The sequence below is a fragment of the Gammaproteobacteria bacterium genome (assembly GCA_022340215.1).
In the GTDB taxonomy this organism is placed as follows: domain Bacteria; phylum Pseudomonadota; class Gammaproteobacteria; order JAJDOJ01; family JAJDOJ01; genus JAJDOJ01.
In genome coordinates this window covers 1-23,230 of record JAJDOJ010000061.1, presented here as the reverse complement: position 1 = coordinate 23,230, position 23,230 = coordinate 1, and the positions used below count along the sequence as shown (strand labels likewise).

Annotated in this window: 24 protein-coding genes and 2 tRNA genes; 6 read left to right on the top strand and 20 right to left on the bottom strand. The window is 61.0% G+C overall.

The window, feature by feature from the left end; genetic code table 11:
* A partial coding sequence (locus LJE91_04625) for a hypothetical protein (protein ID MCG6868024.1) occupies positions 1-235 on the top strand: 235 nt, incomplete at its 5' end.
* 334 nt (positions 236-569) lie between these two features.
* On the opposite strand, the gene LJE91_04620 is transcribed toward LJE91_04625, so the two are convergent.
* The 11 genes from LJE91_04620 to LJE91_04570 form a co-directional block, all read right to left on the bottom strand.
* Positions 570-643: transfer RNA gene (locus tag LJE91_04620), tRNA-Cys, on the bottom strand.
* Between the two features lie 71 nt (positions 644-714).
* Positions 715-790, bottom strand: a tRNA-Gly gene (locus LJE91_04615).
* 105 nt (positions 791-895) lie between these two features.
* Entirely contained in the window at positions 896-1,462 is a 567-nt protein-coding gene (gene pgsA / locus LJE91_04610; GenBank protein ID MCG6868023.1) for a CDP-diacylglycerol--glycerol-3-phosphate 3-phosphatidyltransferase, read from the bottom strand.
* Positions 1,459-3,291: an excinuclease ABC subunit UvrC gene (uvrC, locus tag LJE91_04605; GenBank protein ID MCG6868022.1), complete on the bottom strand. Its 1,833-nt coding sequence runs from the start codon at positions 3,289-3,291 to the stop codon at positions 1,459-1,461. Before uvrC ends, pgsA begins: the two co-directional genes overlap by 4 nt.
* Before the next feature lie 20 nt (positions 3,292-3,311).
* Positions 3,312-3,977: a uracil-DNA glycosylase gene (locus LJE91_04600; GenBank protein MCG6868021.1), complete on the bottom strand. Its 666-nt coding sequence runs from the start codon at positions 3,975-3,977 to the stop codon at positions 3,312-3,314.
* 90 nt (positions 3,978-4,067) lie between these two features.
* Positions 4,068-4,724 (bottom strand): response regulator, encoded by a 657-nt coding sequence (locus LJE91_04595; protein ID MCG6868020.1) that lies wholly within the window; start codon positions 4,722-4,724, stop codon positions 4,068-4,070.
* A gap of 97 nt (positions 4,725-4,821) precedes the next feature.
* The gene (locus LJE91_04590) at positions 4,822-5,289 is read right to left on the bottom strand and encodes a CYTH domain-containing protein (GenBank protein ID MCG6868019.1); all 468 of its coding nucleotides are present in this window, start codon (positions 5,287-5,289) and stop codon (positions 4,822-4,824) included.
* 32 nt (positions 5,290-5,321) lie between these two features.
* Positions 5,322-6,287, bottom strand: a complete 966-nt coding sequence (locus tag LJE91_04585; GenBank protein MCG6868018.1) for a ketoacyl-ACP synthase III — start codon at positions 6,285-6,287, stop codon at positions 5,322-5,324.
* Complete coding sequence (gene plsX / locus LJE91_04580; protein MCG6868017.1) at positions 6,287-7,318, bottom strand: phosphate acyltransferase PlsX; 1,032 nt, start codon at positions 7,316-7,318, stop codon at positions 6,287-6,289. Before plsX ends, LJE91_04585 begins: the two co-directional genes overlap by 1 nt.
* 115 nt (positions 7,319-7,433) lie before the next feature.
* On the bottom strand, positions 7,434-7,625 hold the full coding sequence (gene rpmF, locus LJE91_04575) for a 50S ribosomal protein L32 (GenBank protein ID MCG6868016.1): 192 nt from the start codon (positions 7,623-7,625) through the stop codon (positions 7,434-7,436).
* Between the two features lie 63 nt (positions 7,626-7,688).
* Positions 7,689-8,231, bottom strand: coding sequence for a YceD family protein (locus LJE91_04570; GenBank protein ID MCG6868015.1), 543 nt, complete (start codon positions 8,229-8,231; stop codon positions 7,689-7,691).
* Between the two features lie 190 nt (positions 8,232-8,421).
* On the opposite strand from LJE91_04570, the gene LJE91_04565 reads away from it, so the two are divergent.
* Positions 8,422-9,000, top strand: a complete 579-nt coding sequence (locus tag LJE91_04565; protein ID MCG6868014.1) for a Maf family nucleotide pyrophosphatase — start codon at positions 8,422-8,424, stop codon at positions 8,998-9,000.
* Positions 9,001-9,020: 20 nt separating this feature from the next.
* On the opposite strand, the gene LJE91_04560 is transcribed toward LJE91_04565, so the two are convergent.
* The 3 genes from LJE91_04560 to LJE91_04550 all read right to left on the bottom strand — a co-directional run bounded on the left by LJE91_04560 (position 9,021) and on the right by LJE91_04550 (position 11,863).
* Complete coding sequence (locus tag LJE91_04560; GenBank protein MCG6868013.1) at positions 9,021-9,977, bottom strand: S49 family peptidase; 957 nt, start codon at positions 9,975-9,977, stop codon at positions 9,021-9,023.
* 169 nt (positions 9,978-10,146) lie between these two features.
* Positions 10,147-10,875, bottom strand: coding sequence for an HAD-IA family hydrolase (locus LJE91_04555; GenBank protein ID MCG6868012.1), 729 nt, complete (start codon positions 10,873-10,875; stop codon positions 10,147-10,149).
* A complete protein-coding gene (locus LJE91_04550) occupies positions 10,865-11,863 on the bottom strand; it encodes an RluA family pseudouridine synthase (protein ID MCG6868011.1) in 999 nt (332 codons plus the stop codon). Before LJE91_04550 ends, LJE91_04555 begins: the two co-directional genes overlap by 11 nt.
* 600 nt (positions 11,864-12,463) lie before the next feature.
* Between LJE91_04550 and LJE91_04545 the strand changes: the two genes are divergently transcribed.
* The gene (locus tag LJE91_04545; protein ID MCG6868010.1) at positions 12,464-14,791 is read left to right on the top strand and encodes an Rne/Rng family ribonuclease; all 2,328 of its coding nucleotides are present in this window, start codon (positions 12,464-12,466) and stop codon (positions 14,789-14,791) included.
* Positions 14,792-15,155: 364 nt separating this feature from the next.
* Here the strand turns inward: LJE91_04545 and LJE91_04540 are convergent, their stop codons facing one another.
* Positions 15,156-15,641 carry a low molecular weight phosphotyrosine protein phosphatase gene (locus LJE91_04540; protein ID MCG6868009.1) on the bottom strand — a complete coding sequence of 162 codons (486 nt, stop codon included), beginning with the start codon at positions 15,639-15,641 and terminating at the stop codon, positions 15,156-15,158.
* A gap of 294 nt (positions 15,642-15,935) precedes the next feature.
* Here LJE91_04540 and LJE91_04535 point away from each other — a divergent pair, with 294 nt between their 5' ends.
* Positions 15,936-16,166 carry a hypothetical protein gene (locus tag LJE91_04535; protein MCG6868008.1) on the top strand — a complete coding sequence of 77 codons (231 nt, stop codon included), beginning with the start codon at positions 15,936-15,938 and terminating at the stop codon, positions 16,164-16,166.
* On the opposite strand, the gene LJE91_04530 is transcribed toward LJE91_04535, so the two are convergent.
* From LJE91_04530 to LJE91_04510, 5 genes are all read right to left on the bottom strand, one after another.
* Positions 16,163-17,254 carry a BatD family protein gene (locus tag LJE91_04530; protein ID MCG6868007.1) on the bottom strand — a complete coding sequence of 364 codons (1,092 nt, stop codon included), beginning with the start codon at positions 17,252-17,254 and terminating at the stop codon, positions 16,163-16,165. The two genes, LJE91_04535 and LJE91_04530, sit on opposite strands and share 4 nt — an antisense overlap.
* A gap of 1,210 nt (positions 17,255-18,464) precedes the next feature.
* Positions 18,465-19,046, bottom strand: a complete 582-nt coding sequence (locus LJE91_04525; protein ID MCG6868006.1) for a carbonic anhydrase — start codon at positions 19,044-19,046, stop codon at positions 18,465-18,467.
* A gap of 129 nt (positions 19,047-19,175) precedes the next feature.
* A complete protein-coding gene (locus tag LJE91_04520; GenBank protein ID MCG6868005.1) occupies positions 19,176-19,541 on the bottom strand; it encodes an STAS/SEC14 domain-containing protein in 366 nt (121 codons plus the stop codon).
* Positions 19,542-19,823: 282 nt separating this feature from the next.
* Entirely contained in the window at positions 19,824-21,023 is a 1,200-nt protein-coding gene (locus LJE91_04515) for an ABC transporter permease (protein ID MCG6868004.1), read from the bottom strand.
* A 116-nt stretch (positions 21,024-21,139) separates the two neighbouring features.
* A complete protein-coding gene (locus tag LJE91_04510; GenBank protein MCG6868003.1) occupies positions 21,140-21,361 on the bottom strand; it encodes a DUF4338 domain-containing protein in 222 nt (73 codons plus the stop codon).
* Here LJE91_04510 and LJE91_04505 point away from each other — a divergent pair.
* Both LJE91_04505 and LJE91_04500 read left to right on the top strand, forming a co-directional pair.
* Positions 21,288-21,731, top strand: coding sequence for a hypothetical protein (locus LJE91_04505; protein MCG6868002.1), 444 nt, complete (start codon positions 21,288-21,290; stop codon positions 21,729-21,731). The two genes, LJE91_04510 and LJE91_04505, sit on opposite strands and share 74 nt — an antisense overlap.
* 450 nt (positions 21,732-22,181) lie before the next feature.
* Positions 22,182-22,577, top strand: a complete 396-nt coding sequence (locus LJE91_04500; GenBank protein ID MCG6868001.1) for a toll/interleukin-1 receptor domain-containing protein — start codon at positions 22,182-22,184, stop codon at positions 22,575-22,577.
* The last annotated feature ends 653 nt before the right edge of the window (positions 22,578-23,230 follow it).

The following is a 23,230-nucleotide window of genomic DNA, read 5'->3' as shown; positions in this document are numbered from 1 at the left end:
GACCACTCTACGAGACCCAGGGCAACTCTGGCGCGTAGATGAGTTTATCGAGAATCTGGGGGCAATAAGGGAAAGCGTCGCTTGCTTGGGGCTGTCCCTGGTAAGTTTGCGGGAAATCCTGGTGATGCCCGCCACGGAGCGGGAGATACTAGAGACACTGCTTCGCGAAAAGCTGCATCTGGGCTCCGATACGGAATTCATTGCCGAACACCTGGTAGCTTACCGAACGCCCTGACTAGGCTCTGTTGACATGCATCGTGGACGGCGGCTTTTTTACGGATCTTTTCCGCCCTGACGGCGTTGGATTCGATTTGCAATGGGGTGGCATTGCGCATCGAATCCACCTTGTCAGGACGAAAAATCCCTGGAAAATCCACTCGCCCAGATAAATGCCAACAGAGCCTAATGAAGTGAGCCGGGGGTAAGATTACACATGGAATTGGACCGACTCCAGCGGAGCTAGGCCGATTCCAGCGGGGGCAGGCTGGTTTCAAGTACTTTTCGGGCCCTCGGGGGTGTAAGAAAAGGCGCCCGAAAGTGCCTCAACCACCTAGATTTAACGAATTATTTGGAGGCTGGGGTCGGAATCGAACCGGCGTCCACGGCTTTGCAGGCCGCTGCATAACCACTCTGCCACCCAGCCTGTGCGCGTTTAAACCCCGGATCCGGAATCGCAAGAACCCCCCCGGTCGGGCACCGAGGCTTTCCGATAACTGGAGCGGGAAACCGGTCTCGAACCGGCGACCTCAACCTTGGCAAGGTTGCGCTCTACCAACTGAGCTATTCCCGCAAAATCCAGCCATCGATTATTTATGAGACGGATGGTTTCTGTCAAGCGGCGCGACCCCAAACCTGGGCCCGATCACGCCAGTCAAGGCGAATCGCGAGGTTCGGTTCAGGCCGGCTGCGAACTGATGTCGCGAATGGCGCGGCGCAGGTAATAGATCATCGACCAGACCGTCAGCGCCGCGGACACGATCAGCAGAACGAGCCCGATCTCGTACACCGGTACACCAAGAATGGGGTGAAACCAGAGCAGAAACAGCAGGGAAATAATCTGGACCGTGGTTTTCACCTTGCCGATGAAGGAAACCGCGACCGACCCTCGCCTGCCCTGTTCCGCCATCCATTCCCTGAGGGCGGAGATCGTGATTTCCCGGCCGATGATGATGATGGCGGATATCGACAACATGAGATCCGAGCCGTGTTTGTCCACTAGCATGACCAGCGCGACGGCCACCATCAGCTTGTCGGCAACCGGATCCAGAAACGCGCCGAATGCAGAGGTCTGGTTCAGCCGTCTGGCAAGGTAACCGTCGAACCAATCCGTGAGGCCCGCCAGACCGAAGATCAGTGAACTGACCGGGAATGCCCAGCCGTAGGGCAGATAGAACACGCACACGAAAAGCGGTATCAACCCGATGCGTAGCAGGGTCAGGGCATTGGGAAGATTCCAGTTCATTTGGTGTCTTCGTGCAGGTGATCGTAGATCGCGCGGGCCAGGTGCTGGCTGATACCCGGCGCACGCGCTAGTTCCTCGACGCCGGCCCTGGCCACACCGCGCAGACCCCCGAACTGCATGAGCAGGGATTGCCGGCGTTTGGGACCGAGACCGCGGATCTCCTCTAACCGGGAATTCGAACGGACCCGTGCCCGCCGCTGCCGGTGTCCTGTAACCGCAAACCGGTGCGCCTCGTCCCTCACCTGTTGTATCAGGCGCAACGCCGGGGAGTGCCGGGGCAGTATAGTGGGTGCGTCGGCCCCCCTCAACACGATCCGGTCGTTTTCCTGCCGACGGCCCTCTCCCTTGGCGACGCCGGCAATCAGGACACCTTCGACCTGGAGTTCCTCCAGGACCTCGGCTGCCTGGCGCAATTGCCCCTTGCCGCCATCGATCAGCAGCAGGTCGGGCAACTTTCCCTCACCACGCCTCAGCCTGCGGTAGCGCCGCTCGAGCGCCTGACGCATCGCGGCGTAGTCGTCTCCCGGCTCGATATCCGAGATATTGAATCGACGATAGTCCGATTTGACCGCACCCCCTTCGTCGAACACGACGCACGAGGCCACGGTCGCCTCGCCCGCGGTATGACTGATGTCGAAACACTCGATGCGTCGCGGGAGGAAATCCAGTCCCAGTGCTTTCTGCAATGACTCCAGACGCCGCGCCTGATCGACTGCCGACGCGTTGTGGACCTTCAGCGCGATGGCGGCGTTGCGCCTGGCCATGGCCAGCCAGCGGGCGCGCTCGCCGCGTACCGTGGCGACAAGGCCGACGTCACGACCGCGCCGATTTGCCAGCATCTCGCTCAGCGCCCCGCTGTCGGCAGGCGAATGACTCAGGATGATCTGCGGAGGAACCTCCTTGTCGACGTAGTACTGGCCCAGAAAGGCGGACATGACCTCACCGTGGGTCATCGCTTCGGGTAGCCGCGGGAAGTAACCCGTGTTGCCCAGATTGAGACCGGAACGGACCTGAAATACCTGCACGCACGCCACCGCAGCTTCGACCTCACAGGCGATGATGTCCAGATCCCCGCTTTCTCCACTGACGTACTGCCGTTCGGTCACGCGTCGCAGTTGCTCGATCTGGTCCCGATAGCGGGCGGCGGATTCGAAGTCCAGGGCAGCGGATGCGGACTCCATACGGCGCACCAGTTCCTGAACGACCTCCTCGCTTCGCCCTTCGAGAAACTTGATTGCATGGTCCACATCGGCGCGATAGGCCTCGGGTCCGATGCTTCCGACACAAGGCGCCGTGCAGCGCCTGATCTGATACTGAAGGCACGGCCGGCTTCGGTTCTTGAAGAACGTGTCTTCGCACTGACGGACCCGGAAAAGCTTCTGCAACTGGCCCAGGGTTTCACGCACCGCACCGGCGTTCGAGTAGGGGCCAAAATAGCGTCCCTTGCCACGACGTGCGCCGCGGTGAAAGGCCAGCGCCGGGTATTCCCGATCCGTCGAGACATAGACGTAGGGGTAACTCTTGTCGTCTCTCAGCGTGACGTTATATCGGGGCCTGAACTCCTTGATCAGGTTGCTTTCCAGCAGCAACGCCTCGACCTCGGAGCCGGTCACCGTCACCTCGATCCGGTCGGTCTTCTCCATCATCGAACGGTTGCGCACACTCTGGTTCGATTTCCGGAAATACTGGGAGACACGTTTCTTGAGATCGCGCGCCTTGCCGACGTAGAGAAGTTTTCCCTCGGCATCCAGCATGCGGTAGACACCCGGGCGATGCGTCAGGTGACGGAGGAAGTGTTTGGAATCAAAAGGTGCTCTGTCCGGACTCACGAAGGGATACCACCGCGACGCTAGCGGGATTCGCCCTCCGCGAGCAGCCTTCGGGCGGTATCGAACACCGCCGAGAAACCCGCCGCGGTGAGCCTTCCCGTCTGGGTGTTGTACCGGCTGCAATGGTAGGAGTCCAGCAGCCGCAAACCGCCTCCCAGCTCGTGCAGTGCGCCATGCGCGAAGCGATGCCGGCTGAGCGCCTCCCCTATGGCCCTCAGGACCGCGCCGTGCGCGACCGTGCCCAGAGCCAGGATCAGCCCCGGCCGCGGCAATGCGGCGATCTCCGCTGTCAGGAAACGGTTGCAGTTCTTCACCTCGGCGGTTAACGGCTTGTTTTCCGGCGGCAGGCACTTCACTGCATTGGTGATTCGGCATCGTCGCAGGGTGAGCCCGTCGTCGAAAGACCTCGAAACCGGTGCGGAACTGAATCCGTGGTCGTGCAGGGTGCGGTACAGAAGGATGCCCGCGAAATCCCCCGTGAACGGCCGCCCGGTGGCGTTGGCACCGTGCTTTCCCGGGGCCAGCCCGACGATCAGCAGCCGCGCCGCGGGATCGCCGAAAGGCTCGACCGGGCGGCAATGATAGTCCCGGTACTCGGCCTTGACGGCATCGAGAAACCCGGCGAGACGCCCGCAGCGGCGGCAGGCGGGGTCAAACGGAGGCGATTCCTGGGATTCGGTATTCATCAAGTCAGCGGCAGGCCGGCCCACCGTGAAATCCGCCATCGGGAAGCGCTGCGTCGGGAAGCGTCCGATCGGTATTGCCCGTACGCCGAATCAATCGGTGACGGACTTGTCCAGCATACCGCATTGCATGGCCAGGCGAATGAGGTCGACATCGCTGCGCACGTTCAGCTTTTCCTGCAGCCTTGTCTTGTAGGTGCTCACGGTCTTCGGGCTGAGGTGCAACTTTCTGGAGATTACCTGCGGCTTCTGCCCCTGGGTCAGCATGAGCAGTATCTGCATCTCCCGGTTCGACAGTGCCTCCAGGGGAGAGCTCTCCGCGCCTGGCAGCATGCCCAGGGCGAGACGTTGCGCGATCTCCGATGCGATATATCGCTCTCCGCGACTTACCCGGCGGATCGCCGTAACCATCTCGCTGACCTCGCAGCCCTTGGTCAGGTACCCCGCTGCGCCCGCGTCGATCATGCGCTTGAGCAGGGGACCCTCCTCGTGGACAGTCAGGGCGATGATCCGCACCTCGGGATCGACACGCAGTATGCGTCGTGCGGCCTCCAGTCCGCCGATGCCCGGCATGTTGACGTCGAGTAACACGATATCGGGGGAATACTGCCGCACCTGATCCACGGCCTCCTCGCCCGAAGCCGCCTCCGCGACCACCTCGATCCCTTCCGTAACGGAGTGGTCCTCCATCAATCGACGTATCCCTGCTCTCACGAGATCGTGGTCGTCAACCAGAAGGACTCTTATCATGTTATGCCCCTTCATCAAACCCGATTTCCCGGGACTCTCCCCGGAACCGCCACGGCTTCGCACTGTGGGCGCGCCAGCCGTCAACGCGCTATCGTATCTACCAGGTAGTGTAGGGTGTTTTCACGAGATTCACGTTGTAGTAGCGCGGGTCGTCCGAGACGTCGTCCGACACCCAGTCCGGGCGCTCGAACGACTCGCCAACCGCATCGAGTTCCACCTCGGCGACGACCAGGCCGGCATTGTCACCGCGGAACTCGTCCACTTCCCAGGTCTTGCCGGCATGCGAAACGAAGTGCCGCACCTTCTCGACCAACGGCTTTTCGCAAAGACGATCGAGCAGCGCATGCGCCTCGTCCAGCGGGATCTCGTACTCGAACTCCTGGCGCTGCACTCCGAGCTGGGCGCTCTTGATATTGAGGTGTCCCTTCGTGCCCGACACCCGCACCCTGACCGAGCAGCGGTCATTGTTCGCAAGATAGCCCTGGCGGTATTCGACGCTGTGGGTCACCACGGTCCGCCAGGAGTCGTCGCGGACGAGAAACTTGTGTTCGATTTCTTCCGGCATGTCCGATGATCGATATGGTTGGGGGCAGGCGGCTAGAACTTGAGCAGTGCCGAACCCCAGGTGAATCCCCCGCCGAATGCTTCCATGATCACCGTCTCGCCGGTCTTGATCCTGCCGTCCCGTACCGCCACGTCCAACGCCAGCGGGACCGAAGCCGCCGAGGTATTGGCATGATCCGCCACGGTCACCACGACCCTGTCCATAGGCATGTCCAGCGTGCGCGCCGTGGCCTCGATGATACGGTTATTCGCCTGGTGGGGGACGAGCCAGTCGATATCGCCCTTGCCGATATGGTTATGCGCAAGGGTCTCATCGACAATCCGTCCGAGGGTCTTCACCGCCATGCGAAACACCTCGTTGCCCTTCATCTGCAGGTGTGCATCGCCATTCAGTGTCTTGTCGTAGCCCTGCGAGATTCCATGCGGGACGTTGAGCAGGTGCTCGTAATGGCCGTCCGCATGGAGGTGCGTGGACAGGATGCCCGGCGTCTCGCTCGCCTCGACGACGACCGCTCCGGCCCCGTCACCGAACAGGACGCAAGTCGTCCGGTCGGTCCAGTCGATGATCCGCGACAGGGTTTCCGCGCCCACGACCAGGGCGCATTTCGTATTACCGGAACGAATGAAACTGTCGGCGACGCCGAGCGCATAGACGAACCCGGTGCAAACGGCCTGCACATCGAATGCGGCACAGCCATGGATATCGAGCCGTTGCTGCAGCAGACAGGCGGTGCTGGGGAAGACTTTGTCGGGCGTGGTGGTGGCGAACACGATCAAATCGATCTCTTCCGCGTCCCGGCCCGCAGCCTCCAGGGCGCGTCGCGAGGCCACCGCGGCGAGATCGCAGGTCGTTTCGCCGCGCCCGGCGATGTGCCGCTTCTTGATACCGGTTCGCTGCGTGATCCATTCGTCCGAAGTCTCGACCAGCAGCTCCAGATCGTGGTTGTTCAGCACCTTTTCCGGCAAATAGCCGCCAGTTCCCGTGATTCGCGCGTACATTAGGGGTCCGGACGTTCGTTGAGCATTTTCTGCAACTGCCTCTCCATGCGCATCGGGACACCCTCGGTGGCCTCGATATACGCAATCTTGATGGCATTCTCGAACGAGAAGGCATCCGCACAGCCATGACTCTTGACCGTGATGCCCTTCAGGCCAAGCAGGGTCGCCCCGTTGTATCGCCTGGGATCGACCTGCCTGAGCACGCTTCTCAACACGGGGACGGCGATGAGACCGGCCGCCTTCGAAAAGATGTTCCGCCCGAATCCGTCCTTGATAATCCGCGAGATCATCTTGGCCACGCCTTCACTGCTCTTCAGTGAGATGTTGCCGACGAAACCATCGCACACCACCACATCGATGTCTTCTCCGCAATAGATGTCGTCGCCTTCCACATACCCAATATAGTTCAGTGAGCTGGATCGAAGGAGTGAATTCGCCTCCTTGACCTGATCATTCCCCTTGATCGCCTCCTGCCCGACGTTGAGCAGGCCGACCCTTGGCCGGTCAATTCCGTCAACCGCACTGACCAGTACCGAACCCATTGTGGCAAACTGAAACAGGTGCTCCGCCCGGCAATCGACGTTTGCGCCAAGATCCAGCATGTGGGTCTTGCCCCCCACCGAAGGCAGCGCAGTCATGATGGCCGGCCGGTCAATACCGCCCAGTGTCTTGAGTACGAATCTGGCGGTGGCCATCAGGGCCCCGGTATTGCCGGCGCTGACGACGGCATCGCTCTCGCCTTCCTTGACCAGGTTGATGGCCACGCGCATCGAGGAGTCCTTCTTGCCTCGCAAGGCCTGCGCGGGAGGATCGTCCATCGTCACGACCTCGCTGGCATGCCGAATGGCCAGCCTGTCGGACTCGGTCTCGCCGAGTTTTTCGAACTCGGCATTGATCGCGCCGGAGTCCCCGACCAGGACGAGGCGCAACCCGGGATTGTGTTTCAGCGCGTTGCAGGCGGCCGGGACTGTCACGGACGGCCCGAAGTCCCCCCCCATCGCGTCGAGAGAAATGGTGCTCAGCCTGCTCATGGGCCGATCCACGGGGCCGCAGGCCATTGCGGGCCCCGGCGAGGCGCTAGCTCAGTGCGCCGGTCTTCTGGCACAAGGGGGTTGGTGATCTGGTAACGCTTGTGCGTTACCCGTGTCACTCTTCGTCTTCTTCGGGGGGCCGCGAAATGATCTCCTTCCCGCGATAGAAACCGTCGGGAGAGATATGGTGACGCAAATGGGGTTCACCCGTGGTCGTGTCCGCGGACAAGGTCGGTGATTTCAACGCATCGTGGGCGCGTCGCATGTCGCGCCGCGACCGGGTCTTTCTTCTCTGCTGTACAGCCATGATCGATCTCCTGCTTGTTCCGTGGTTGCCGGGCGCCGTTCTCAGTTCCCGGCGGCTACCGGTTCAACCCTTTCTGTTACGTAATTCCCTCAAGACCTCAAAGGGATTGACCCTCGGCTCGTCCTGCCGCCCTGCGTCCGGAGTCACCTGCAAGGCCAACACCTCGCTGTCACAATCAGCGGTGTCCTCGTGCATGGGTATGTCCGGCACCGCCAGCAATATCTCATCCTCGACGAGCAAGTGGACGGCCAGTCTGCCGTCCACCGGCGCTACCGTTTCGTACCCTTCCTTCTGCCCGGTATCCTCCTCGGGCGTGTCCGCGATCGCCAGATCCGAACGCCTGTCGACGTTCAGATTCATCTCGCCGAGGCAACGCTGACAAACACACAGCAGCCTGGCTTTGACGCCGATCCGGACCAGACCGAAACCGTCAGGGTGCCGGTCGAACTCGAGCCTGGCCCGCGCGGCGTCGCAGCCCGGCCGAAGCCCGGCGGCGTCAAGACGCTGCATGCACGAAAACGGGACGTCGCCATCCAGGCTCGCCCTCTGATCGGCCATCTTGAAGGGATCTACCCACCGCGGCAGCACGTCAACCTTCCCGGCCATCCCCGCGCTCCTGGTGAAAACCTACTGGTGTGCCGTATGGGCACCGACTCGGCCCATACGAAACCGCGAATTCTACTTTGCCACCGGTTTCCGGTCAAAAGCGAATGCAGGTCGGGCCGAACTTGCGCGGCATGCCGCAGGGGCTATCATCACGGCACGATCACGACGCAGCAGGGGTCCTAATGCCGCCATGAGAACCGTCGTACTCGCATCCGGGTCGATCTACCGCCGGGAACTGCTCGGCCGCCTCGGCATCGAGTTCGAGTCCGCCTCTGCGGACATCGACGAGTCCCGCCGACCGGGAGAATCACCCGGCGATATGGTCGAGCGCCTGTCGTTCGAAAAAGCCCAGGAACTGGCGAACCGGGATCCGGAGTCCCTGATCATCGGCGCCGACCAGTGCGCGGTCATCGGCGAGGAAATCCTGGGCAAGCCGGGGGACTTCGACCACGCCTTTCGACAGCTCAGGAAGGCCTCCGGGAAACCGGTGGTATTTCATACCGGGCTGTGTCTCCTGGATGCCAGGGACGGATCGCGACAGCTCGACGATGTCGAATTCGAGGTACGGTTCCGTGAGCTGAGCGACGATCGGATCGCGGCCTACCTGCGGCGCGAGCAACCCTGGGACTGCGCCGGCAGCTTCAAGTCCGAGGGGCTGGGTGTCGCGCTGTTCGCCGGCATGCGGGGTGAGGATCCCTCGGCGCTGATGGGGCTGCCCCTGATCCGGCTCGTGACAATGCTGGAAGCAGCGGGCCTGCGGGTGCTGTAAGCCGATTCCCCCGCGGTGGCCTATCGAACCCTGGCCCCGAACAGCCCGGATTCCAGCGCCGCGGTCAATTCCGCTCCGACCCGATCGGAAAGCCGGGTCAGCCAGTCGCGTTTGCGTGTGTAGTCGACGATCTCCTCTTCCCCGACGACCTCACGCGCGACATAACCCGCGCTACCGAGCGCATCGACCAGACCCAGACTCACCGACTCGTCCCCGGTCCAGATCAATCCGGAGAACAGCTCCTCTCCACCAGCGAGGCTGTCACCGCGTCCCTGCTTGACGACCTCGATAAACTGATCGTGAATGTCGTCCAGCAGTTTTCGGATGTGTCCCGCCTCCAGTTCATCCAACGGCAGAAACGGATCCAGCAGTGCCTTATGGTCACCGGCCACGAACAGCCTGCGCTCGACCCCGACCTTGTCCATTGCGCCAACGAACCCGAAGCCGTCCATTCGCACACCGATGGATCCAATCAGGCTTGCCTTGTCCGCGTAGATCTCGTCGGCCGCGACGGCGACATAATAACCCCCAGAGGCCGCGATATCGGCAATCACCGCGTAGAGCGGTTTATCGGGATACTTCTCGCGCAGGCGTCGCATCTCGTCATTGATGTAGCCGGCCTGGACTGGACTGCCGCCCGGACTGTTGATGCGCAGGATCACGGCTTGCGCATCGTCGTTCTCGAAGGCGTCACGCAGCCCCTTGACGACGTTGTCCGCCCCGGCCTCCTGGCCGGGTGCGATGACGCCCTTCAGCTCCACGAGGGCAGTGTGCTTGCCCTTGACTACGGAATCGACGTAGTCGCCCTGCCAGATCAGATACAACAGGGCCGTCAGATAGGCGAAGGTCAGCATCTTGAAGAAAATGCCCCAGCGACGGGCGCGGCGCTGCTCCTGGATTCCGGCAATGGCGATGTCCCTGAGCATCCTTCGCTCCCAGGCACCTGAGTGGTCATCCGGTTCTGCTTCCTTTGTCATGCCTATCCACTTCATTCGATTGGTGATCCTGTCGTTGTCAGACGCATCTGCATTTCGCGGGTTCCGCAGGCCAGTCGCGGGGATTCGTCTGCGGGTCGAACGGCGGCGAACAGTCTACACAAACGCCACGTTCCCACCGGGGTCCCACGGGAGCCGCACACGGGACGGCTCAGCAATGACCGAGCCAGGCTGGCAAGTCGGAGATCCGGTCGATCACGCCGGTCGGCTCGAGACGCAGCAGGCGCTCCAGTTCATGGACCCCGTAGCTCACGGCAAGCGCCCCCGCCCCCGCGGAAAACGCCATCCGGATGTCATATTCGGTGTCGCCGATCATCAGTGACCGTGAGGGATCAACACCCAGCTCATCCATGATCTCCAGCATCATCTTCGGGTGCGGTTTGGAGTACGCCTCGTCGGCACAGCGGCTCGCGCTGAAAACACGGCGCAGGCCCGAATCGCGCAATCCACGCTCCAGCCCCGCGCGGCTCTTGCCGGTTGCGACGGCAAGGAGATAGCCCTGTCCGGCCAGGTATCGAAGCACCTCGTGGACCCCTTCGAACATCGGGCTCGGTGTCTCGTCCCGGTAGAGAAACACCTCCCGGTAGGCCGCTATGATCTGTTCGACGAAAGCCTCGTCCCCGTCCGGGAACAGGGTCAGGACGGCTTCGGTCAGCCCGAGGCCTATGATGTTGCGAATCTCGGCTTCGCTGCGCGGAGCCGCACCGGCCTCCGCGATCGCGCTCTGCACGCAACTGACGATGCGCGCCTCGGAGTCCATGAGCGTCCCATCCCAGTCGAATACGAGCAGGCGGTAAGCCTCGCGACCTGCGGCCTTGTCCCGATTCCCTGGCGATCTTTCCGCGACCGCAGACCGCAGAGCGCGGGAATCACCTGTCACCGGAGACCACCTTCCCGCACGCACGCTGGTTCCCCCCACCCATTGCCGTCAGCACCGAGATCAGTTCCGGATCCAGCGGCGCGGTCAACCGATATCGACGCCCGGTAACAGGCATTGTGAAATCCAGCGTTTCGGCGTGAAGGAACATGCGCGACAGGCCGAACGCACGCATTCGACGGTTGAATTCGAAATCCCCGTATTTGGTATCGCCGGCGACCGGGTGACCGATCGAAGCGGCATGCACTCGGATCTGATGGGTTCTTCCGGTGTCGATCGTCGCCTGCACCAGCGTGGCGACACCGAAATGCTCAACCGGCCGAAACAGGGTTCTTGCCGGCTTTCCCCCGTCATCGACGCTGACCCGCCCACCCGACGGGTGTCGGCTCAACGGACGGTTTACCCGCCGGACACCGTCCCGCCACTGCCCCGCCAGGAGTGTGGCGTAGCACTTTCTCACTGCACCGCGCCGGAACAGCTCGTGAAGGGCATTCAGCGCGGGGCGGTACTTCGCGACGACGACGCAACCGCTGGTGTGCCGGTCGATACGGTGCGCGAGTTCCAGCACTTGTGCGTCAGGCCTGCCGTGACGCAGCAGTTCGATCAGCCCCCAGTCGATATTGCTGCCGCTGTGCACCGCCATGCCGCCTGGCTTGTTGATCACGATGACATCGTCGTCCTCGAGCAGGATACCTGCCAGCGCCGCTTTCACCCAGGCCCTTGGAGGCGCCGCGCGTTGCGCTTCGCGGTCCCGGATCCACATCGGCGGGATCCGCAGACGGTCTCCGGCCCGCAGGCGGTATCCGGCCTTGACCCGCCCACCATTGATACGCACCTGTCCGCTGCGGAGCAGCCGGTAGACGTGACTGGCCGGAATGCCCTTCATTCGACCGGCGAGGAAGTTGTCCACCCGTTGCCCCTCCGCCTCCGGACCGATCTCGACGTACCGGACGGGCTCGCGCGTCATTCCCTTGTCGACGACCTCACTCAAGACTCTCGATCCTTGCGCCCTTGCGCCTCATTACAGGTTTGAAGACCCCGTTCATCATTGCTATATTGTACAGGTCGAATTGAGGAAAACCTTTCCCGACTCCCACAGCCCCGGAGCGATATGCCGGGACCATCAGTAAAACCCCGGGGGCGGTGCGCTCCGCCAGCCACGCGGTCGCCCGTGTTTTCCAGATTCCCGCGTTAGAGGTCTCACGGTGTTCGCCGGATGTGCGGGCCTTCGACCGGACCCGATTTTTGGTGACTTCCGGTTGGTCGCATTCGGCGCCCGTGAAGCAACACCTTTTACGCCTCCAGGCCAGGGACAGTTACGGGACAATTCCCGGCATGCGGGTTCAGACCCCGACCCGGCAACTTCCCGAACGAACAAGCCACTTCGCTCCAAGTTTATACATGATATACACACGATAAGTGGGCGATTATTTTAACAAATTCCTGTTTCAAGAAGCCCGGTCAGTAGAACGCCTGCTATGGGCGCTGCTCGGTACCGCCGTTGGTCACCCGTCGCGGGGACCCCATCCATCGGCCGGATACGAAACGATCGTGGCCGCCCGGAACCAGGAAGCAGATTTCCAACAATCACATGAAACGAATACTTATCAACGCAACGCAGCAGGAAGAGCTGCGTGTGGCCATGGTCGATGGTCAGAAATTATACGATCTTGATATCGAGACCCCGTCCCGCGAGCAGAAAAAGGCCAATATCTACAAAGCCGTCGTCACGCGTATCGAGCCCAGCCTCGAAGCGGCCTTCGTCAACTACGGTGCGGAACGACACGGGTTTCTCCCCTTCAAGGAGATCGCCAGGAGCTATCTCGATCCGGAGGCGATCGACGAGCGCAATCGACCGATCGTAAAGGACTCGCTCAAGGAAGGTCAGGAACTCGTCGTCCAGGTCGAGCGCGAGGAGCGCGGCAACAAGGGAGCGGCGCTGACGACCTTCGTCAGCCTCGCCGGCCGCTATCTCGTCCTCATGCCCAACAACCCGCGCGCCGGCGGTGTGTCACGGCGCATCGAGGGAGACGACCGCAACGAGGTCCGTGAGGCACTGAACCAGCTCGACATCACGACCGGCATGGGGGTGATCGTTCGCACCGCCGGCGTCGGACGATCCGTCGAGGAACTCCAGTGGGATCTCGATTACCTGCGCGCCCTCTGGGAGGCCATCCAGACCGCCGCCGACGAGAAGGCCGCCCCTTTCCTGATTTACCAGGAGAGTAACGTCATCATCCGGGCGCTTCGTGACCATCTGCGCAGCGATATCGGCGAGATCGTCATCGACGACACCGACGTCCATCGGGACGCCACGGAATTCATGCAGACGGTCATGCCGCATAACCTCAAGAAGCTCAGGCTCTACGAGGACCACGTCCCCCTTTTCAACCGCTTTCAGATCGAGAACCAGATCCAGTCGGCTTTCGATCGCGAGGTCACCCTGCCCTCCGGCGGCGCCCTTGTCATCGACCATACCGAGGCACTGGTTTCCATCGATATCAACTCGGCCCGCGCCACCAAGGGAGCGGACATCGAGGAAACGGCCCTGAACACGAATCTGGAAGCGGCCGACGAGATCGCCAGGCAGTTGCGGTTGCGCGATCTCGGTGGACTGGTCGTCGTGGACTTTATCGACATGCTGCCCAGCAAGAACCAGCGCAAGGTCGAACAGCGCCTGAAGGATGCGCTTCGCGTGGATCGCGCCAGGGTGCAGATTGGACGAATCTCCCGCTTCGGTCTGCTGGAGATGTCCCGACAGAGACTGCGTCCGTCGCTGGGCGAATCCAGCCAGGAGGTGTGTCCCCGATGCAGTGGACACGGCCGCATCCGCAGCGTGGATTCCCTGGCCCTCTCGATCCTCCGGCTCATGGAGGAGGACGCGCTCAAGGAGAACACGGTCCGCGTCATCGCCCAGGTCCCGGTGGAGGTAGCTACCTTTCTGATCAACGAGAAGCGCGAGGCCCTGCTCGATATCGAGACACGTCACAAGTCACGGATGATGATCCTGCCGCACCCTGACATGGTATCCCCGCATTTCGAGATCGAGCGCGTCAAGATTGGCGACAGAACCGCTGTCGACCAACCGAGTTACGAGATGATCACACGGGACGTCCCGGACCTGCCGTTCACGAGCGAGAGCAAACCCGCCGCAGACAAGCCGGCGGTCAGCATGGTGGCCTCTCAGCGCCCGGCGCCATCGCCATCGGCAATGGCGCCGGCAGCCCAACCGAGACAACACGGGCCGGGGGTATTGTCACGGATCTGGGGCGCCCTCTTTGCGCCTATCGATGCGGCGGAACCGGTCAAACCTGACAGGGCCGTACGCCAGCAGAGCGAGTCCAGGGGCCGTGGCGAACCGGGGAGTCGGCAGCGCACGGCCCGCAAGGGTTCCCGCCAACGTCCTTCCGATGGTGCCGGCGCAGACAAGCCGTCTGCCCAGGAAAAGCGACCACAGAAACCCGAAGGCAGCGGAAACACCAGGTCACGGTCAGGCAACCGCTCTCGCCGTGGCCCCCGGCAACAGGGAAGAGCCGCGGCGGACTCCCGCGGACCCGCCGAGGTGAGAACAACCACTGACGCCGTCGCCCAGGCCCCTACCGAGGAGTTCCGAAAAATGCCTGCCGCGGAGTCGCAGGAGAAAACCGAATCGGGCGCCGACGCGCAATCTACAACCGCAGCGGAACAACCGAGGGAGAAGAGCGAATCCAGGCCGCGAAGGAGGCCAAGACGTCGCTCGGGTGCCCGGCGATCGGAGTCCGCGTCTGCCCGGCAGCGGAACGAACCGGGCAATCCGGAAAACGGTGGTGCTTCGGAAAATCAGCCGGAGGCGGCGGAAGCACCTAAGGCGCCCGCCACCGCGAATACCGGCCCGGAAGTCCCGACCAAGACCACGGATGCACCGACGACAACTGGATAGCAGCGATGCGATCGCGCCTGACATCCGTCTGGCGTAATCATGGGAACGGGGGTTGACAGCGTGCCGTCGGTTGCGCACCCGGGAAACCCCTGGACGGAATTGAAACGGACCTAAGGCGATTGCCGGAAAATGGCATACCAGATTGCACCGGATTTTCGTTCGTCATCAAGGCGCGACATCAGGCGCATAGTCTAACTATGTCACTGTTGTCGCAACACAGAGGACGGACGAAAAGACAAGCAGGATGGTATGTCATTTGACAGAAATCGCCTAAGGCCAAGGTCTCGCAGCGATCGGGAGCGATCGGCCGTGTGGGCAAAGCGCTACGCAGCGATGCACCGCTTCAGACCACAGGTCGTAGAGACTACAACCTGTGGCGGTCGCGGATGTACTCCAGCAGGCCGCGACTGCCCTGCTCGACCAGGTCGAGCACCCGCTCGAATCCGCTCCTGCCCCCATAGTAGGGATCCGGCACCTCCCTGCCTGGGCGGCCGTCACCGAAATCGAGCAACAGTCTGATCTTGCCCTCCTCCCCCGGCGGAGACATCTCACGCAGGTGCTGCAGGTTGTCGCTATCCATGGCGACGATGTAGTCGAACGCGCTGATATCGAAGTCCCCGGCCTGGCGTGCACGCTGGGAGCGAATATCGTAGCCCCTGCTCTCGGCGGCGGACTGCGCCCGCGTATCGGGAGGGTGCCCGATGTGATAGGCGTGGGTACCCGCCGAGTCCACGAAGACATCGCTTTCCAGGCCCGCCTCGCGAACCAGACGCTCAAACACACCCTGCCCCATCGGGGAACGGCAGATGTTACCCATGCACACGAAGAGCACTCTGACTTTTACCTTCATTGTCAACAAGTTACATACATTTCCAAGCCATCATTTTACACTGTTTCAGCTGTTCTGTATCACGTAACATCAAATAGTTGCATGTCCTTGTCAAACGCTGCAACGCGGCTGCGGGACACCAGGCGAGCGCCTGAAGGGTTAGCTTGTCAGCGCCCATGGACGGCGTTGCGCCGCTTGAAAAGGGAGCGGCCATTCCCTGCGAGGCGCGCCTTGCCATGAACGCTGACAAACTAACTGAACTCGCAATTACCTGTATTATCTGTTGGACAGAGCACCAGCAACAGGGAAAGGCTAATGGACGACATTGACCTGGAAATGGTTAAGTCGCTGATCGATGTGGTTGATCGGGTTCAATTGACCCTCGACCGGATCCAGGGTGTAGCGGCGGTAGCCGGACGCTACGTTGAAATGGAGGTAGGGGATGCGGACCTGGCGAAATCCGTCTACCTATGTGGCGGTCTCGCCAGGGAACTCGATGAGTTCGTTAGTGACTGGTGGGAGGCGGAACGTAAGAAATCGCCTTAGTCGTTCTTTTTCTCGATAGCTTTCAACCGTTCCCAAACGCGTTCGTTCCACCAGTCAGACGGCTGGGGATTGTATATCGCCGCATCCAGTTTCAGTATCGCCCCGCTCAGCGCTCCCGGACAAAGCCGTGCGAGCGTGCTCAGGTTGTTCGGCGAGTCCTCCTTCCAAATATCATAGGCCCAGTCTATCAGGGCATTCCGTGCTGCAATGGCATCCCTCGCCTCGTAAGCGGTCTTGACGGCCAGTATCTTAGGGTTAGGGACCACCGGTGGCTCGGCCTCTACCTCCGCCGCGGGGGCTTCGACAGGTTGTGCATGAAGCTCCCGGGTCGGTGATCGCCTGCCCCGCTGGCTCCACCACCAGGCAACAGCGGTGGACAACCAACCCAGTCCAAATATCCAGGTTAGCCAGTGGCTTGCAGACATCGATATCGTCGACCTGTTGCTCGTTTCATCGATGTCCGGCGGGGATCTCAACGGTTGATCCGTCCGTGCCTGAGCACCGCTCTGGAAACCGGGCATGGTCAACGACGGAGATGGAGCCGCCGGTGCGCTCGGCTGTAAAGGACCCGCAGCACCGTTTCCCCAACGGGAGCTTGGCATTCGGCTCGGCCCGTAGCCCTGGAACGGTGGCGGCGAGGCGAATTGGCCGGATCCCGGTACCTGCTCGAACGGCGACATCGGTCGCTGTTCGAATTCCGGCTCTCCGGCACCAACCACCGCCTCCTTTACCTCTATCGGTATCGGATCGGTGGCGACCCTGTCGAATGCGATCGCAGGAATCTCCAACTGACCGGCTCGTTTCGGTCTAAGCGTGAGTGTCAGGCTGGCGCGGTGCTGTACGTTGCCGTTGATAATACGGGTACTCTGGCTTTGGCTGCGCCAGAGAATTTCAAAATCCTGATACAGCGGTGACAGGTCGGGCGGGGCATCGGACTCGCCACTCATCTCCAGCACCAGTTGCAGGGTTTCATTTCGGGCCAGACCATCTCTGGAAACACTCGCGATGATATCCGCCGCCATCACACCCGACCCCGTCAGCCAGAAAACGAGTAAAACGGCGAATCTGAATGGTCTGGAGTGGCTCATGACTGTCTCACATTCGTATGCTCCGGGGCGGCATCCGCTCGGGGCAGCAGTCTTCACCGATCGGTTTTTTCCAAATCTGCCCAGCGGGCCGACACGGCTCTTTGCTTCTCCGATAAATAGATTACAAACTTCCCATCTGATTAAGTCAAACGACGTCTTTCCGGGACCTAACCCATCTTTCTTTGTCACTTTCCACCCCGATCATCTCCAATTTCTCCAAACAGCGGGTTACTGCCCAAATAAATTTCGTTAGAAATCGGCGGGGTAGAGTTTTAAGGGTTGCAGATTAGCAAATGTAGTGACATAATGATACGAATAGGGGTTGACGCCGAACGGCCGCGGTCGTTGTCATGGAATCTGTGCGCGAAGCGGTAATTTTGCGGGGGTTTGCGATCGACTGCGCAAAACCCCTCGGAATTATCCTAGCCGGCGTTGGGTCCGCACGAGGCTGCAAACCGGTCATTAATTGGGCTGAGGATCGTGGCGGCTGCTGGTCGGTCGGGACCGCACTCAGGCGATTGCCGGAAAGTGGCATACCAGATCGCGCCGGGTGAACTGCGAAGCAGTGAACGGCTTGGGCAGGAAGCCCAAGACCGGTGCCCAAGCAAAGCAGGGACAGCGCAGCGCCGGGATCGTTCGTCATCGAGGCGCGACAACAGGCGCATAGTCGAACTGGGGAACGGTTGTCGCAGCACAGAGGACGGACGACAAAGACAAGCAGGAACGTATGTCATATGAGTCATTTGACAGAAATCGCCTCAGTCCGCATCGCAACTCGAGTGACTGAACTCGAGCGGACCCGCGGGTCCCGTCCATCCGCTGGGTCTGTCAAGCAAAACCCTCTCGAATACCGCCTTGCAGCCATTGCCGTAATGGATCGTGTAACTGGGCAGATCGATTGAATGCAATGTCGAGGAAATCCTCGGATGCGCTCTGATGTATCCCACCATGACATCCAGGTCCTTCATGTTCTGATATTGTGGTGGCAGTGCGGCGCTCGCCGCTTGTACGATCGAAACGATTATTAACGACAATAATTTCATTTCTGTCCGGACAGCCGGGAAGCCGAATCCCAACGATGAAGTCGATGACCGCCCTGATACTGGCAGGAAAATCGCATCTCGTACCAGGCGACAGGGCCCAGCTTTCATCATGCTCTGCCTCCGTCGACACTCTTCGGGTGGTCCGTCGGTGCAAACAGCACCCCTTTCTAGCTTGCCTTGCCTGCTGCCGTAGCCTCGGGTATTTCCACTAGCTCCCCTGTCTTACAATCATAAATATAGCCGTACACGGGAATATCCGAAGGCACCATAGAACTGCTTCTGATGCGTTTGACGTCCTCGACGACACTCTTCGCGTTATCACTGATGGTAAGCCAGTTTATATATTTGCCATCGGTTGTCCCGCCGCCTGCATTACTATCATGCCAGCCGGTCTCGTCGACGCTTGCCGTTTTAAGACTGCTTGACAATAGGTCGCCCATAATCTCTGTCGTGAATGTCTCCATGCCACAGTCGGTATGATGTATTACAAACCATTCCTTGGTCCCAAGTAATTTATAGGAAATCACCAGGGAACGAATCGCATCATCGCTTGCTCTGCCACCGGCATTGCGAATCACATGGGCATCGCCTTCGGCGAGCCCTGCGTATTTCGCTGGATCGAGGCGAGCATCCATACAGGTCAATACGGCGAACTGCCTGCCAGGAGGCATGGGTAAATCGCCCTTATCACCGAAGCTTGCAGCATATTCAGCATTCGCCGCCATCACCTCTTCTACGACTTTACTCATCTTCATTCTCCTCGGGTTCACCGCTCTTTATATGAATGGACTTCCCAGGCAGTGACTATGGGAAATCCTTAACGAACACTGCAGGCAACGCGACGAGACGGACAACTCGGCGCAGGTCCGATAAAAGCCCTAACTCGCTAGCCAGGCCTCCGCTTCTGCCTCCTGGTCCCGATCGAATGCCTTGATCTCCAGGCCAGGCATCAGCGCGCCTTCGAACTCACTCACCTTCTTGATCCATCCCGTGTCGACCAGGACCGCCGCCCGATCGAACTTCCCGATGACTCTGAGCAGTTCCGGTAGACGCGACAGCTCGATCCCGATGGCCCCGAATGTCGGAAACTCGAAATCATCGATTCGATACAGCATCCTTCCGTGCTCGATGCTCGCTGTCTCACTGATCAGTTCCTCGAGTGCGAACCTCATTTCGTCACTGTCCAGCTTGCCGCTCAGCTCGATGTCCACACGGTTAGGACCGTTCGGGGTTACCTTGAACATGTGCCCTCCCAAGATTAGATTGCGATCCACGGGGGAAATTCACCTGGTGTCACCATCTGCAGAAGATCTCCGCCACCTTACCGGCCCCGACCAAGGTCGATGCCGCCTATTCTACCCGTCACGGACAGGTTTTCCCGGCACGCACGCCCTCTTCGTCCCGTGGCAGCGTTGCGATTCCTTGCAATAGAGCGGCTATTACGCGTCATCGCGTCTTGCCACGAAACGAATATGACACATCACTTTCTCGTGAAAACCTGTCCGCGACGGGTCTCTTTCAGGCGACTACTCCGCCCGCAACGCCTCCACCGGATCCATTTGCGCGGCCCTTACCGCCGGGACCACACCAGCGACGAGGCCGATGACGATCGCAATCGCCTCTGCCAGCAACACATAGAACATCGGTACGTGGACCGGGAGTGCGGGTAACGCGGCGTGCAGGGCCCAGGCGATGCCGAGCCCTAAGGCGAGCCCGCTCAAACCGCCTGCGGCGGCGAGCACGATCGCCTCGCCGAGGAACAGGGCGAGGATCTGCGATCTCCGGGCGCCCAGCGCGCGCAGCAGCCCGATCTCGTTGGTGCGCTCGTTGATGGCGATCGTCATGATGGTGACGATCCCGATCGCGCCGACCAGCAAGGAAATCCCGCCGATCGCCGAGACCGCGATGGTCAGTATATCAAGTATGGCGCCGAGGACGTCCAGCATCTGCTGCTGGGTAGTGATGGTCACGTCGTCCTTGCCGTGGCGTGCCTTCAGGGTGTCCTCGATCCCCTCGACGACCTTCTCCACCGGCGTGTCCTTGTCGTACATCAGATCGATCTCGAACAGGGACTCGTTGTTGAACAGGCCGAGCGCACGGGCCGCCGGGATGTAGACCGTATCGTCGAGATCGAATCCGAGGACCGTCCCCTTCGATTCCATGATCCCGATCACGCGATAGCGATTGCCACCGATGGTAATACGCTGGCCCAGCGGGCTGCGTCCGGCGAACAGTTCCTGGCGCAACTTGCTGCCGAGCACCGCGAAGGCCCGTGGGGCCGTCGGATTGTCCGCGGGCAGGAAGCGCCCCGACCTGACCTTCATGCTGAAGGCCTCTGGCATCATGGGACCCACCCCGTAGACCGTCGTCCGCCGCCGCCGGTTGCCGGCCTCGACCTCGGCGTTCCCCTGCACCAGGGGAACGACCGCCCTGGCGAACGGCAGTTTCTTCAGGGCGAGCGCGTCTTCGATGGTCAGGGGACGGTCCGTGCCGAAGGCGCCCATACTGGTGCCCGCGGTAGTGGCCTTGCCCGGATTGATGCCCACCAGCGTCGTACCGAACTGGGTGAACTCCGACAGCACGAAACGGTGGACGCCCTCCCCGATCGAGGTCAGCAACACCACCGCGGCGATGCCGACCGCGATGCCCAGTGCGGTGAGGAAACTGCGCATGCGGCGCGCCGTCAGCGAACTGCTGGTGAGCCGGAGAAAGTCCCTCGCACGCATGGCAGGCTACCGTCTCGACAATGCGAAGGTCTTGCTACACGCAGCCATACTTTTCACCTTTATATTCATACTGTTACAGAGATTTCCCTGTAAGCATTCGGCGTACCCGTCCCTGATCAATCGAGGGTTAACGGGTGCCTGAAGTCAGGCTCGAGAGGGTAAAGCCATAAGTCCTTGATGGGAACACTGCGCTTCCCTTCCTGGCCGAGTTGTCCACGGCCTTGGGTTTGGCCGATGTATTGCCAATTGGCGGCCTTGTAGCAGGTGCCGGTAAAGCGCTCGGTATCGACGAAGCCCAAAAGCCTCGTCGCGGCGTTGTTCCATGCCCGCCAGCGCATCGATCAGAGCCTGGTGGCGCTCGGCGAACGCCGGCGACTGTTGTTCCAGGCGAAGCGCTTTGTCCCATTCGTCCAGGCGCTGTTTGTTGATCCGGTACAGCTCCCGGATCGCCTCCACCCACTCGAACCTCCACGCCTGGTGCTGCGGGAAGCGGCGCGCAGCAACGATAAAGTCCCCTCGCACATGGCCCAATATGGCAGATGGCAGATCCCACAGCACGGCGCTCCCCCGGGCGAACGCCCGACACGGGGTCAGGACACCGATCGTACCACCGCAATCCAAGCCATCCGCGATGCACGAAGTCCTTGTATCCTTATCCAAATTTGCGTGAATCTCCAATCGTCTGACGCAGAGTCCTCGCCGACGTGAAATTCTCATTGATGATGGGTTTGCTGGCCCTCGCGTGTACCCAGGCAATCGCCGCGAGTCTTACCGGAAAAGTACGCCTCCGAGCAGTCGCACCGACCGGCGCCTGTATGCCGATGCGGAGACCGACGCGCGTAACGCAGGGCGTGGCTTGCGGCAAGAGCCTTCTCCGATTCCTCCGTGGGAGTGGCGAAGAGGTGTGCGCCAAGCGGCAGATTCTCGATGACCCAGCCCGACCTACGCGCCGATCCGACTCCTCTTGGCCATAACACACCCGATCGTTACTGTCCGCTGGCCTATCGTCAAGGCTCAAGACAACAGTACGTAGCGACAAACAGAACGCGAGTCGGTGAGCCGCACATGGGGTGGATCGCCTATCCGCCACCAAGACTCCCGTGCGCCATGAGGTCATAATCATGCAGAATAGGCGCTCCGTCGATCGCTACCGAACCCATGAGACAGGCAGAAGTGACCGCATTCGACGTCTTTCTCTCTCACAACGGTAACGACAAGCCGCAGGTACGCGCGCTCAAGCAGCTCTTGTCCGAACAGGAAAAGCCCCTGCGGTCCTGGCTGGACGAAGACGAGTTGCGACCAGGGATCCATTGGCAGCCATTGCTTGAGGAGGGCATTCGGTCATCGGAAAGTGTTGCCGCGCTGATCGGATCCGACGGCCTGGGGCCGTGGGAAGACGAGGAGATGCAAGCGGCGCTAAACCTCGCGGTCCGAGACAAGCGGCCCCTCATCCCGGTCCTGCTGCCCGGTTGTCCCACAAAACCTGAGCTACCCCTATTCCTCGCTAACCGCACCTGGGTGGACCTGCGCGGCGGCTCCTGGAACAATACCTAGGGTAATGCGCGCCTCGGCGATCGCAACAACAACGACCCGGACGGGCGCGGCCACGCTCTGGGTTTTCGTGTGTGTCGCGCGTCCCACATTTTTTCCCGACTGCTGATGGCCGTCTGCGTGGTTTGCGGGCGGCGAGTTCAAGGGGTCGCCAGATTCCCTTGTGCTTCCAAAATCACGACCTGGCCACGGCTTGGCGTTGCGGCGCAGTCAGTTTAAATGACGCGGATGGGTCCCGTCTGCACGAAGCATGCTTCGTCAGGCGCATATAAAAATAGGGCGCTGCCCGGGTTCGTCCCCGCAGCGCCCGCCTTCTCTGATTTGACATCCCTTCCCCATGCTTCAACTTGAAATACCGCTTCGGGGCGGTGGCGCCTTGAATGTCTCCTTTTGGCCGACTTCTGCCGGTCAGGTCAGACTGGGTCGTTTGCGACCACGGTCAGATGACCTGACTTCGCGGAATCTGCGTCGAGCCCAGTAGCATGCCGGATCCGCTTCGCTTGATCCGACCTACGGTTTTTCCGTGCTTTCAGTGAGTCATGACATTGCGTAGGGTGGAACAAGCGCAGCGGTTCCACCGTCATGGGTGTCTGCGGATCCCAACCGGAAAGTCGGTCGAGAACATGCCGGGGCTCTACCCATCCACCTGGGCCGGG